The sequence below is a fragment of the Pseudomonas sp. AMR01 genome (assembly GCF_041946035.1).
Taxonomy (GTDB): domain Bacteria; phylum Pseudomonadota; class Gammaproteobacteria; order Pseudomonadales; family Pseudomonadaceae; genus Aquipseudomonas; species Aquipseudomonas antarctica_B.
Window position 1 is genome coordinate 268966 of sequence record NZ_JAUTYR010000001.1, and the last position, 13253, is coordinate 282218.

At 47.7% G+C, this 13253-nt stretch carries 10 protein-coding genes and 2 pseudogenes; 6 read left to right on the forward strand and 6 right to left on the reverse strand.

Annotated elements, in window-relative coordinates; all coding sequences use genetic code 11:
• Positions 1 to 71: 71 nt before the first annotated feature.
• Together Q7C20_RS01220 and Q7C20_RS01225 are read left to right on the forward strand one after the other, a co-directional pair.
• A complete protein-coding gene (locus tag Q7C20_RS01220) occupies positions 72 to 323 on the forward strand; it encodes a DUF6124 family protein (protein WP_375064628.1) in 252 nt (83 codons plus the stop codon).
• 589 nt (positions 324 to 912) lie between these two features.
• On the forward strand, positions 913 to 1932 hold the full coding sequence (locus Q7C20_RS01225) for an acyltransferase family protein (RefSeq protein WP_375064630.1): 1020 nt from the start codon (positions 913 to 915) through the stop codon (positions 1930 to 1932).
• 560 nt (positions 1933 to 2492) lie between these two features.
• On the opposite strand, the gene Q7C20_RS01230 is transcribed toward Q7C20_RS01225, so the two are convergent.
• The 3 genes from Q7C20_RS01230 to Q7C20_RS01240 all read right to left on the reverse strand — a co-directional run bounded on the left by Q7C20_RS01230 (position 2493) and on the right by Q7C20_RS01240 (position 4761).
• Positions 2493 to 2858: a hypothetical protein gene (locus Q7C20_RS01230; RefSeq protein WP_375064632.1), complete on the reverse strand. Its 366-nt coding sequence runs from the start codon at positions 2856 to 2858 to the stop codon at positions 2493 to 2495.
• 92 nt (positions 2859 to 2950) lie between these two features.
• Positions 2951 to 3319: a hypothetical protein gene (locus tag Q7C20_RS01235; RefSeq protein ID WP_375064634.1), complete on the reverse strand. Its 369-nt coding sequence runs from the start codon at positions 3317 to 3319 to the stop codon at positions 2951 to 2953.
• 1025 nt (positions 3320 to 4344) lie between these two features.
• Complete coding sequence (locus Q7C20_RS01240; RefSeq protein WP_375064635.1) at positions 4345 to 4761, reverse strand: hypothetical protein; 417 nt, start codon at positions 4759 to 4761, stop codon at positions 4345 to 4347.
• 592 nt (positions 4762 to 5353) lie between these two features.
• Here Q7C20_RS01240 and Q7C20_RS01245 point away from each other — a divergent pair.
• Positions 5354 to 5566 (forward strand): annotated as a pseudogene (locus Q7C20_RS01245) (hypothetical protein).
• 353 nt (positions 5567 to 5919) lie between these two features.
• The gene (locus tag Q7C20_RS01250) at positions 5920 to 6429 is read left to right on the forward strand and encodes a helix-turn-helix domain-containing protein (RefSeq protein ID WP_375064637.1); all 510 of its coding nucleotides are present in this window, start codon (positions 5920 to 5922) and stop codon (positions 6427 to 6429) included.
• Between the two features lie 154 nt (positions 6430 to 6583).
• Here Q7C20_RS01250 and Q7C20_RS01255 read toward each other — a convergent pair whose 3' ends face one another.
• On the reverse strand, positions 6584 to 7189 hold the full coding sequence (locus tag Q7C20_RS01255) for a hypothetical protein (RefSeq protein ID WP_375064639.1): 606 nt from the start codon (positions 7187 to 7189) through the stop codon (positions 6584 to 6586).
• A 509-nt stretch (positions 7190 to 7698) separates the two neighbouring features.
• Here Q7C20_RS01255 and Q7C20_RS01260 point away from each other — a divergent pair.
• Positions 7699 to 7887 carry a hypothetical protein gene (locus Q7C20_RS01260; RefSeq protein WP_375064641.1) on the forward strand — a complete coding sequence of 63 codons (189 nt, stop codon included), beginning with the start codon at positions 7699 to 7701 and terminating at the stop codon, positions 7885 to 7887.
• 30 nt (positions 7888 to 7917) lie between these two features.
• The gene (locus Q7C20_RS01265; protein ID WP_375064643.1) at positions 7918 to 11364 is read left to right on the forward strand and encodes a hypothetical protein; all 3447 of its coding nucleotides are present in this window, start codon (positions 7918 to 7920) and stop codon (positions 11362 to 11364) included.
• Between the two features lie 152 nt (positions 11365 to 11516).
• Here Q7C20_RS01265 and umuC read toward each other — a convergent pair.
• Positions 11517 to 12794, reverse strand: a pseudogene (umuC, locus tag Q7C20_RS01270) (translesion error-prone DNA polymerase V subunit UmuC).
• Positions 12787 to 13212 (reverse strand): LexA family protein, encoded by a 426-nt coding sequence (locus tag Q7C20_RS01275; protein ID WP_375064645.1) that lies wholly within the window; start codon positions 13210 to 13212, stop codon positions 12787 to 12789. Before Q7C20_RS01275 ends, umuC begins: the two are co-directional and overlap by 8 nt.
• Positions 13213 to 13253: the final 41 nt, after the last annotated feature.

Here is a 13253-nt window from a genome sequence, read left to right on the forward strand (position 1 = left end):
GTCGCAGCCAATGCTGTGGCCGGGCGTCGCAACCTGAATTTATCTGAGGATTGCCCCATGGAGCAGGACTCTTGAAATCACTACCACCTGATAACAATATTTCCACCAGTATTTTCAGGGTAAGACCAGACCTGAGTACGGAGGATGCATTAGTGAATGCCAGCGAGCTGTTGGCAGCGGCATTAGTCACTGCTAATGAACAGGCGTTTGCGCTGAGCGGATCACGGCGGCTGCAAACGTTTGGATTGGCGCAGTTGATTGAAAACGCAGGGCTGCTGGTGGATGTTGCGTTGGAGAGATCGAGTCCGATAGATATTGGCTAGTTGGATTAGTGGCTGGGGTATAGGGCGCGGACTACAGTTTTTTAATTAAAATCGTGGTCTGCCCCCGCTAAAAATTTGTAGCCCACCCAATTTTTCTAATTTTATATATGAGGGTTAGGCCCACGACTTGAATTCAAAGACGATCACGGCTGAGTATTAGTGACGAAAAATAGAATTTACCATTTACATGTATCACTGACCTCGCTTTGGCCGTCATGATCGCGCCGGAGAATACCAATAAATACCGTAAGACTGATTCGATATTCACTCCAAAAGGGAAAAATATACCCATTTAATAGCCTTTGGGGGGCTGACCCTGTGATTCAGTCACTTTTCATAGGCGACTTTCCAAAATAACATGACAGGGCAAAGAATCAGTATGCTCAGTGTATTCCCCCTCTGATGGACCATAGGTTGTTTGCCGGCGATGCTCTCAAGGGAGCGTGCTGGACTCATAACGGCTGACCAAGTACCGTAACGACCGCGAAGCGATCACATCGGAGGCCGCTATCGGGCCAACACTCTTCTTTATAGGGTGAAAGAGCAGATTTTTGGTATACTACTTTCTTTTTTGCAGACGATGAACCTGATGCTTAATTCAATACAAATACTCAGAGCCTTAGCTGCATGGATTGTTGTCTTTCATCACTACATGCAAATCGCGTACAACTTCGAACAAACTGATGGAGTTTCAGTTGCTCTATTCAAATACGGAGCAATTGGCGTCGATTTGTTTTTCGTTATTAGCGGCTTCGTTATATTCCTTTCGGCATCTGGAAAAGATGTAACACCAAAGATATTTGCTCTCCATCGGATAGTAAGAATCGCACCGGCTTACTGGCTGTTCACCCTGATAACTGCTGCAGTTTTGATCCTTGCGCCAAGCGTTGTGCCTCTTACTTTATACGAGCCAGTCTTTCTAATCAAAAGCCTATTTTTTATTCCAGCGCAAAACCCTGCGGGTATTGGAATATTCCCTGTCATTACCGTTGGCTGGACGTTGAATTACGAGATGGCATTTTATGCTATTTTCTTTTTCAGTCTATACGCCCCCGCGAAGCTCAGAATACCCGCTATCGTTCTTGGCGTGCTTCTTCTTAGAAAGTTCGTACCTGATCTCGGTGGCGATTTCGTATTTTTCAAAAATAAAATCGTCTATGAATTCTTATTCGGTATATTTATTGCGTATGCATACCAAAAAGGAATGATACAGAAGATACCCACGGCAATTGCTGCACTGATAACAGCTATCGCTATATGGAAAATCGCCGGATATGGCCCGGTCAATCATGACCCATTTCGATCCGGTCTACCGTGTGCAGCCATTTTAATCGCCGCAGTATCTCAAGAGCGCTACTTCTCGCGCATTGGGTTTCTAAGCAAGTTAGGCGACTGGTCCTATTCCACCTATCTATGCCATGTGCTTGTAATTAGCGTGATGATTCAGGCCCAGTTAGCCTTTAATTTGACTGATTCGATCACGCTTGCACTAATTGTGTTAGGTATTGGTGCGGCCTCTTACGCAAGTTTCACGCTCTTAGAGAGACCTCTTTCGAGACTCACAAAAAACAAAATGAAAGTTGAACTTCCGACTGCCCGCTCTGCGTGAATTCGGAGTAGGTACACCTGCGCGCTCACCTAAAAGCGGCAAACGCGTAATAGATGAGAGATTAGCAGCGGGAAATACGGCCAGTTACGGAAACGATCCCAAATCGCAGGCAGTAAAAAACCCCGTAGACGTTAATCTACGGGGTTTTCAAGAGTGGAGGCCGAGGTCGGAATCGAACCGGCGTAGGCGGATTTGCAATCCATAAATATTTCTTTACTTATCAATCAGTTAAATACAATCAAATTCCGCATCGCAAATATTTAAATTGCGCTGAAGGCCAATGAAATCGGGCGCCTCTATTTTGGTTGCGGAATGGATTTTCTAAGTTTCGTAGCCTACATGCTTGCTACCCAGTCGAGGCGTTGTGTAGTGGCACTACTGACGGTTTCTTTGGGTCAGAGCAGCCCATGAGCGCAAGAGCCAGAGTAAAACCAATCAAGACTTGCTTCATATCTTTCCTATGGCCGAATCAGGATGAGACTTTTGTAAAAATCAGAGGGTAAGGTGTGTACGTTTTCCGTTGTATTTGTAAATGGCGAAATACGAATTAAGTCGTCCTGTTATGTCTGACGTCCACCAGAGTTCAGAATGCCGTTCGAAACCTCGTGATCGATCTCCATCTGGTCCAGAAACGCTCTCTCAGCCGCATTTGGCAATTTGTACCGATAAATAACGTCAGTAACATCTTTGATGTCCGAAATACTCCGCTCAATGTTCACAGAGGTCTCAACTAATTGCTCCAGGTGAGCCGTAGTCGATTCGAACCTTTGGCTTTGGTCGGCACTTATGTCGTGAAGAACTGCAGTGGTCTGAATGAGCGACGAAATTCCGGTCTTGACTTGGGACACGTTGAAGAGGATTCCAAACGCAAGGATGCAAATCACCCCCAAGAGACCAGCAATGAGTCCTAGCAAAACTTCAACCATGGGATTCTCCTGCCAATCATCGTGGGAGCGATCAGAGCGCCCTGATACTGCTAAAAGCCAAATCCAGAGCCGGTGGTGTGCAGAGATCTTTTCTATTTACACAGCTGCGTTGCAATGCCATCAAGCTCGCGGTCGAAACTAGCTTTCTCACCTGCGCTCAAGAAGCCTTGCTGGCTTACAAAGCCGTCGGTCTCGTTTCGGATAGCGTCGACACGCTTGAACATACGGTCAGCTTCAGCCTGAGTGATATTGCGGGATTTTCGTGAAGTACCGATATCGGCAATCAGGATATTCGCGCGCACCGATATGTGAGCTTGTCCCAAGTCACTGATCTGACCTCCTGTTTCACCAACCAATGCATGCTGGCCTTGAACGTCACAACTCGGCAGATCGATGTTCTGCTTCGCAGCTACGGCGTTCAGACTTAAAGCTAGCAAGGGAATCAAGATTCTGTATCTCATGTTTTTTTCCTTTATCAGAACGGCTCGGCCACTTCCCCGGTCGGTGAGTAGTAGCTGACTTTGTTTACGACGTTGAACTCTCGATCCTGATACGCAGCACGCCACAAGGCTTCAGGGACATCGCATGCATGACATACCACGCACCGATGTCCATACAGCCTTCCCCAACATAACGGGAACCTCCCGAACCATACATGAGAATCGAATGTGCTAAAAGTTGTTAAGCTATTCGGGCTGTTTTTTGCATCCTGATTACTGCCTTTTTCAAACAGCTAATGTTGAAGCTACTAATTTGGCCTTGAAAAGGAAAGGTCTGCACGACCTGGAGTGCTCTCCTGGATCGGGGTAGCAGTGGGTACGGCCTTAGGTCATATGCGTGTGGAAACCTAATCTGCAACGACGCGAAGATTGACTGTTATGGGTAGGAAACGGGCCAATTCGAACGTCCTCTATTCACCGTTATTGGATCGTCAGATCCATCAACAACGACCGCAACCCGAGCATAAAATCAAAAAGAGCCCTCCAGTCGTGGCACTTCGATGTAGCGAGAAAAAAGGGGGGGGTTGCGGAAGTGATTCAAAAAGTTGCGGAAGTGATCCTCAAATTGCAGGCAATAAAAAACCCCGTAGACGTTAATCTACGGGGTTTCCAAGAGTGGAGGCCGAGGTCGGAATCGAACCGGCGTAGGCGGATTCAATCCACGCACAAAACTCGAGAAATCAGTTACTTAAAAAAAATACCTTTCCGCATTTGTAATGCCTTAAAACGGCTGGAGACCTTTGTTTGCGCGACGTTCATTTTTCATTGCGGAACTGATTTTTGATCCAATCTTGGTTGGCCAGCATCGTCGCGGTCGCCTCACACAACTGGCCCACCGCATAAAACGACAAGCAGCTATCAGCCATAAGCAGCCGATTACCGCAAGAGAAAGGAGTCATTCAAAGCCTGCGTTAACGGGCGGCTACCAGCAAAGCTGGTAGACGTCCTCTTGAACAACCAGGCAGGCGGCGATGCATTGAGATGGGCTATAAGCTGGTGGGCAGCGCTGAAGGATCAATATAGTTCCTGCTTCCCTTTCTTGATTTGTCATGGGCACGTCCAGCTGCCAGGTACACGGCGTGAGACGTGGCTTCCCACACCTGATCCTTATGCCAGTACGTTGGACCCTCAGTCCATTTTTTATGTCCATGCTTTCGAGTCGAAGCAATGTTTGTCCGACCCTCGCCAGGCTCTGTATAGAGGGGTAGCCACCTAGATGTATTTGTATTTACAGCAATACAAACAAAGAAGTGTTGATCTTGAACACGAACTGTTGGGTTGCATGTATAGGTGCCGCCTTCACTTTCCAGCACAGGTGGATCTAGGTGCAAGACAAGGCCAACAGCAATATCAGCAGGGAGGTCGCTGTCGTACAGGTGAGCAAATCTTGGTGCAATAGCCATTTTTTCAATCCTTTGAGACGACGTGACGAGAGTTAACTAAAGGTAGACCGCACGAACCCGCAGGCCATATCTCGCGCTTGCGGTCTAAATCGGCACGAAAATAGCGCGAAAAGCGGCTAGTAGCCATAGCTTTATGGCATGCATTCTCAGCGATTAACACTGAAGCCCCTCCGGGGTTAAGCGCTAAACAGTTGCTAGATCAAATCCGTGAGCAGATCCATGACAAATACTATAACCCGAGTACCGAATAGTCCTGTGGCCAATGGGTGCATGTGTTTGTTAAATATTTCGGTTTACGGCATCCGCAAGATATGGGGCAAGAGAAGATCAGGAATAGATCGAGCTGAATGGCGGCTTTGGAGCTTTTAGCTGGATGGCGGCTTAGGGTTGAAAGCAGTCTATTATCGACGCAACCGCCCTCCCCACCGCGTCCGACGATGGATTGGGCGTAGTCCTTCGTCTGCACCCCGGCCAGCTTCGCCAGGTCCTCAAAGACACAATGCTTTGTAGCAATTTCTAAGCATCCAGCAACTACCGCCCACAAAGGGCACTACCGGTACTATGCTTTCCTTTTTCGAAAGGAGTCGATGCTATGGCTGACGAATATTCGTTATCGGATGTGCTTGAAAGGATGTACCAGAATCAGCTAGGGCTGGAGGCAGCCTTGATGTAGCTGACGCTTCATATTGAGCAGCAAGGTTTCACCGAATTCGGTGACAACGTTCGCGGCGCCTTGTGGGCGATTGGAGAGAACGCTGGACACATTAAACAGGGCCTGGCAACGCTCCGGAGCAAACACCTCTGAAAGACCACCCCCTGATTATGCTGGAGTATTTCTGTAATTAAGCCCTAGCCCCATCTGTTAATGGGAGCTCAGCCCATATCACCACCACATGCACAAACGCATGATTGGCGTTAAATGGCATGGATGGGCATACGGTTTCCCATTTTCGCCCCATCCTTGCCCGCCGCACATCCCTCGCTTACGTATACCCCAATGCTTGCCTGATCGTCGCTGCTTCGGCCGAGGACAACGCTTTTGCGTGTTTTTTGACAATCCAAGATTCTCGTTGCTCAGGGCTTTAACTTCCCCTACAGTAGATGCTGTCTACTGTAGAGAAACAGTATCCACCCAAAAGAACAACCTGGAGATTTATCGTGACTGAAAAAAGCACATCGTTTCATACCATCTGCCGCCTGCTTTTGAGGGAGCTTCGCGTCGAAAAAGGCGTCACTCAGGCACACATCAGCCAGCTTCTAGGCAAAGCTTCGACCAGTTCCTGGAGCAAAGTCGAAAGTGGCGAAACGCCGCTCACGCTGGAACATCTGCTGACTGTATGCACAGCATGCCAAATCTGGCCCGCAAACTTTTTTGTGACAGCACAGAACTACATGACTTTGCTCGGCCAAAACGGCTGGTTTGTTGCGGCCTATGGCAGCCCCTTGAGCAAAGAAGACGACCAGCTTGGCGCGGCAGCTGACGATTACTACTCGTCCAGCGCATCGTCTAGAGCACAAGTCCCTAACGTGGGCATGTACCAAGTTTTGCAAACACCTTGGCCGTACTCTGGGCTCTACACACCTTTGAACGTATTCCGCTGGGCTCTCGATCCGCAGTGGCGTGAGAGTCAAAAGCAATACTTCCTGAGCCTTACAAAAATGCAGTAGCACTCTTCGCCTTCGTGGCTGCTTGCAGCCACGTAGATGGGCTAGGGATTCGAACCCGACCTGCCGCCCCCCCAACCCGCTCTAGGCCGCATTTATATTGGGTTATGGGTAAGCTGCAAGGACAGAAACGGCCTACAGCGGTCCAGCTTATGCCCTAAATTTGCCCTAAGCCGTCGCTACCGTTCTGCTCATCAAGCCACTGGGCGTATTGATCATCCAGTCCCATTTCGCGGTCCCGGTCCTTGTCGCTCTCTCCTGCAAGAATCTCCACACCCTCTTCAGCAATCCGCCACTCGTCGTCACGACGCACCAATCGAACCTGAGCATCAAGATAGAACGCACTACCGTGATACATGCGGTCTTGGTCTTGCTCCCCTTCATAGGCAAAAGACGCACGCAGGGTTAGAACGCCCACCTCGATATCGTAAGTAGAGTCAGTAATTGACAGCCCTTTTACCGTGAATCCAGTGGCGTTGGTTTCACCAACTGCATCAGAGAGCAAATCGTCTATTTCACTCTCGAAGGCGGAATACACATTATCTTCATAGATAGCATCACTCAGAATGACAATCCCGAGAGCGGCCTTCATTAAACGTGGGTCATCTGGTTTCCGCTTCGCGATTACGTTCAACTCATGAAAATGAGCAAAACCAGCCGCCAGAGACACGTGCTCCTGAGCCACTGCTAGAGATATCGATGTGTCCCTTGACAGCGATTTAGCACGACGCTTGAGGATGCTTACATAGGAATAATTAGACATAGCACTTTCTCCAAGAACGACGCTCTAGCTGATTGCTTGCTCACCAGGTGCGCCTTGGGTAGGTGCTAAATTGATGTAACACAGTTGAACGATGGTGCAGTGCTATGCCATTGCAAGCAGGCAGGCGCCCATCAGCACCTGCCTCGATCATCACACACTCCGTATCGACAAGCAATTGGGGCACTCCAGCACACGCCGATTGTGTAGGAGTTTGTGCTAGATTTCTGGCGCTACGCCCGTAATTACTGGCCCTGATGCAAGTACACGGCAGGTTTCATAAGTGCATAATGGGCATTGGAAGGCATAGATTGGCGTATGATTTTCCCCATTTCTGCCCCATTCCAAACAAATTATTGATCGACGTTCCAGCCTCAAGCAGCCAGCCGCGTAAGACGAAATGAAACCATAAATTCAGACCAGTCGCGCATGCTCAGGCGCATTGGCGTAGCGTGGCACACTGAGCTGCGGTAGCATCAAGCCATCAACGAATGTCGTCATGGAGGCTGGGCATGAATTTCTCATTAGTAGATAACCCTCAATTGATAATCGCGGTAGCAATCGGGCTTTGTCTGGTACTTGTTATTACAGTTAAATTAATATGGAAAAGCAAAACTTCGCTCAAAGCTGACAAAGGTGGCGTCGTAGTTAATGGGGCTAACAAAGGAACTATTAAGAATTCATATCGTAAAGGTAAGTAAATGCGGAGCTTGCTAGAGTATGTTGGACTCTTGAAATCTCGCAGTGATACGACTATCACAGCGACGAAGGGGGGAATCGCTCTAAACGGTGGAAACTACGGAACCATTATAAACAACGATAGCGAAGCAATTAAAAGCGCGCTAACAGAAGTAATAACTCGCCAAGACGAAATGCGAAGTCTTGGCGTAGCGGGCGAATTTCAGAGCGAGATTGGACGGCAAATTGATCATTATAGAGATCTGATGAACTCGGGCCGGGTTAATGAGGCTCTTAATCTTTACACCGAGCTACTGACTCACCAAGCAAAAAATCTTCAACCTACTTCAATTTTTCGAATCAAAGCAAACTTAGGTATTTGCAATCATCTGCTTGGGCGGTCAGAGAAAGCTGCACAGCTTCTTACCGAAGCGTGCACCTACGCACCGGAGGACCCCCGTGCGCTCGCCTTTAAGACATTCGCATATATCTTGCAGGGTAAAACTCTTGAGGCTATCCAATATGGCCTGAAAGCGCTAGAGCGTGATTCTAAAAATGAAACGCTGGCCGAGTTCGTTTTACAAGCCACCAGAATCCATTACCAGTACGCGGAGGGGTTCCCTGATCCCTACGAACACTTCAGCGACGAACTCAAGCAAGCTAAATCCGTTCGCCTAGCGCATATTCATCTGCTTGCCTCACAAAATCACCAAAGCTGGAGGGATTTAGCTGATGAATATCTTAGTGAAGAGCCCGATGACTTATTAGCGAAAAGCCTAGTCGCCTTAGGCATTATCCAATCATACGTTAATGAACGGCAGAGCCAGAATGGCTTTAAGTTTTCGGCTGCGGACGTACAAAAAATTGAAATCGCTGCAAAATACTTTAACGACTACTGGGTAGATTTTAAAAAAAGCGACAAATTGGCGAATGGCTGGGACCTACAAGTCATTCAAGGCCTAATCATCTCCTACAAGTTAACACGAAACAATGAAAAACTAAGAGACCTTTGCATTTACAGCATTTCGGAGTTATCCGCAGATCAGGGCTTAATTGATACCACAGCTAAGTGTTTACTGGATCTCGACGAACCAGATCTTTGCAGAGAAGCTATTGAAAGACTAGATGATCGCGAAGATGCCAGAAAGCTTAACTTTTTGCTTCTGATTGCTCAGAAAGACTGGGATGCGTTGTCGAACTACCAAGACTATCAATTGGTTAGTTTTAATGGGGAGTTCTTATGCCAAGCAAAAGTGGCATGTTATATTGCTAGAGCTCGAAAGGGAGACTCTAAAGGAAAGCACCAGTTAGAGAAACTGCTTTCTACCTCGCCATTAAATAGTCGAGCACGGTTGTTACTTTTCGAATTCTCAACCGCATCTAATATAAAGATAATAGCTGAGATCGCTTATGCTTACGGAGCGGATCTCGTCAACAGCGATACCGATATTATTGAGTTTTTCCATTACATGAAGCTTGTCCGCTCATTAATGATGTGGAAAGAAATCATTTCACGCCTCAGCGTTTATCCGGAGGTTGCTGACAATTACGACCTAAAACATATGTTAGCACTTGCCTATGTAAATGAGCACCCGTTGAGAGCAGAAGCTGTTAGCTTCTATGAAGATTTGGCATTAGCCCCCAAGGGCTTCGAATTATTGCTCGGGATTTACTACTTTAAAAGAAAGCTTTTTCGAGAGGCCAGGCAGTGCATTAGTCAATATTACAACTCGGGCGGTACCGACCTCTATGGCTTTCTTGCTTTGATAGATATGGCAACGCACGAGAGAGACAACCAAGCACTATTAGAACTCTTCTCCACCTATAACACCGATGACTTTAACGGAACACCTGAACAGTGGATGCACGTTGCACGAGCGCTAATCGTTATTGGTAATTCCAAAAAAGGATTAGGCCTGGCGTATGACTTGTATACCAAAAATCCAAAGCTATCAAAAATCGCCCTAGGTTACTTTCATACTTTTCTCAACGCTAACAAAGATGCTCTTCTAATTGATAGCCTAGTAGTAAGTGGCGGATGTCATATTAAATTGATCTGCTCAGACAATTCTATTATCGAACGCGATGTTTCTGAAAGCATCGAGGATGACCTCTCTCTTAACCCCGCAGATGTAGACCCATATATAAAGAAAGTACTGGGGGAAAAAATCGGTTTTGAGTATATACAGGACAAATTGCAAGGCCAGGTAACCTGGCGGCTTGAAGAGGTCAAGCACAAATACCTCGATGCATTCCACAAAGTTTGTTCCACATATGAAAGTGAGTTCCCAGAAGCTGGTGGATTGTGGACCATAAAAGTTGAAGATGGTAACGTGCAGCCCCTTCTCGACTTCATAAAAGGTCAAGCTGAAAGAGATGAAGATTTTATCTCCACTGTAGCTGAGAAAAATATACCTTTCGGGGTTGCCGCTGGAATGTGGAAAAAAAACGTCTTCCAAGTTTCAGACTTGATGAGGACTAGCAAAGGGAATATTTATACTTGCTTAGGTACGGTGGAAGAGCGCGATGGGGCGATTGAACTGGTCCGAGCATACAAAGAGAAAGCCATTGTTTTAGATACCTATTCCGCTTGGGTTTCTGCCGAACTAAACTTATTGGGACCATTATCAACGTATTTTGATAAAGTCATGCTTGCTCAGTCTTCATTAGACTCTATACATCAACTTGTCAGGGACGTGGAAGAACGAGGTAGCGCTGGATTTAATATTGCATGGATGAACGGAGCCTTCATAAAAAACGAATATACTGATGACGAACTTTGCGCCGAAATCAATCGAATATCTTTGTGTGCTGACGCGATAAGCAGTCAATGCCTAATTATCAACTTTAACTTCCCAGGCGGAATGGACGAGCTTACCGAAACCTTGCTCGAAATCAGTCCTGAAGCAATTGAACCTTACTTCCTAGCCAAGAGTAATAATGCACTTTTTATTTCGGATGACGGATTTTCAAGAGGTTTCGCAAAAAACGCTTATGAATTGAATGATAGTGTGTGGCTGCAAGCATTTCTCAACGAAGCTTTAATAGATGGCAAGATAACACCCTCCGCATATGTCGATGCAATTTTCGGATTATGTCGCTTTAAGCATACATCAGTATCCGTAAGCACGTATGTTCTAAACGCGGCTTTTGAAAGAGACTCAACATTTAATCTTCATGAATTCAAGATCATTGCTGAATATGTAGGCGGATCGTCTGCAGAGGAAAGAAGCCACTTCGACTTAATTTTTCGCTTCATTATCAAACACTGGCTTTTTACATACAATCCAACCAATGACATCGTAATTGAGAGTCTTCTGCGCATCAGCCATGGAGATGCCTTTCCTTCGGCAAAAGTGAAGAAAGCAACAAGTATATTGCTAGAGAGAATGCGATTGATGCCCAACGGCGTAAGACATCTCAATGAGCTGGCAAGCTTTCCAATATTACGTTTAAGTGGATTTATTAAGGATTGGTGGGAAGGTCACTTCTACAATTAAATCAATAGACAACATAGAAAACTGGCGCCCTACTCACCAGTTCAATATTTAGAACGACTGGGCGCCATGAAAAAAATACTCAACTCACTATTTTTATCTCTATTTTAATAAAAAAGAAAACTCGTAAACGGCAATCCCTCGAGTTAGTTTCATTATTTACAAGCTACGGACCATAGTTGATCGAGCTTGGTAGTGTAACTTTGGCTCATAATATTTCGGCGCATGCCCCACTTAGGGTGAAGAGGTACGCTAGCAGATCGCAAGGTCCCCCTACCCCACCGATCGTTAATCTGATCAAGGACCGTCATCACCCGAGTTACTTCTGCCGGCTGCGATGTAGCAAAGAGATCGTCGGTGTACTCACCTGATTGACACAGGCTCAGCAGTATTACCTCGGCCTTACTGTACTTAAAGCCTGATCGGAAGATTCGGTCAAGAGCGTCGACCGCTGCTTTGGTAAGTAGACGCACGTCATCGGTCGGGTACGGCATGGTCACTACCACCCCGTTGGCGTATTTCGCCTCCTCAGGATTGAACATCCCGGTGCGGATACAAACGCGCACCTTCTTGCATAGCGAGTTCTGGGCGCGAAGCTTCTCAGAAGCTCGCATCATGTAGGTGGCCACCGCCTCTTTGATAGGCGGCAGCTCCGTCAGTCGGCTTCCGAACATGCGACTGCAGCAGATCTCCTGCTTAGGCGGATCTGGCTCGTCCAGCTCCAGACAAGGCGAGCTGCCCAGCTCCCTGGCCGTCTTCTCGATCACAACGCTGAACTTTTTGCGGAGCGTCCATTGGTCCGCCTTAGCGAGGTCCATTGCAGACTTGATGCCCATCGCATCAAGGTGAAGTTTCATCTTTCGACTAACGCCCCACACCTCCGCCACGTTCGTATTACGCAGCACCCAGTCCCGCTTAACCGGGTCGGTGATATTGACCACACCACCGGTCTGCGATTGCAGACGCTTCGCGGTGTGGTTTGCCAGCTTCGCCAGGGTCTTTGTATGAGCGATACCAACACCGACAGGTATGCCGGTGCAGCGAAGTACCTGAGCGCGGATCTGTCGGCCTAGGGCATCCAGCCCGCTTATACCGGTAAGATCGGCGAATGCCTCATCAATGCTGTAAACCTCAACTGCCGGCACCAATGACTCGATCAGGCTCATCACGCGCTCGCTCATGTCGCCTTACAGTGCGTAGTTGGAGGAGAACGGAACAATGCCGTGCTGCTTGAGCTTGTGCTTGATCTGGAAATACGGCTCACCCATCTTGATGAAGGGCTTGGCATCGTAGCTACGGGCGATAACACAGCCATCGTTGTTACTCAGCACCACGATGGGCACCTTCGCCAGGTCCGGCCGGAACACCCGCTCACAACTGGCATAAAAGCTGTTGCAGTCGATCAGCGCAAATGTCGGTTCTTGCTTAGACATGGCTGCGCACTGTATTGGTGATCACACCCCAGATTGAGAGCTCATCGCCTTCAAGAACATAACGCGCCGGGTATTTGGGGTTCTCTGATAAAAGGATCACCTCCCGGCCGCGCTTACATAGGCGCTTGCAGACGGGTTCATTGTTAAGCAGAGCCACCACCACATGCCCGTGAGCCGGTTCAATGGCACGATCCACCACCGCGAGATCGCCTTCGAAGATACCAATCCCCTGCATGCTTTCCCCGGTGATGGCTACCAGGTACACATGCGGTGCGCGGATATTCAGGACCTCATCCAATGAGATGTGCTGCTCAATATGATCCGCTGCCGGCGAAGGGAAGCCAGCCGGAACCTGGAACGAACACATAGGCAGCTTCGCGCCTGCCTCGGCGATAGGACCTAAAATGGTGAAGCTCATGATGCGGCCTTTTACATGTACTGTACGAATGCACAGTTAAC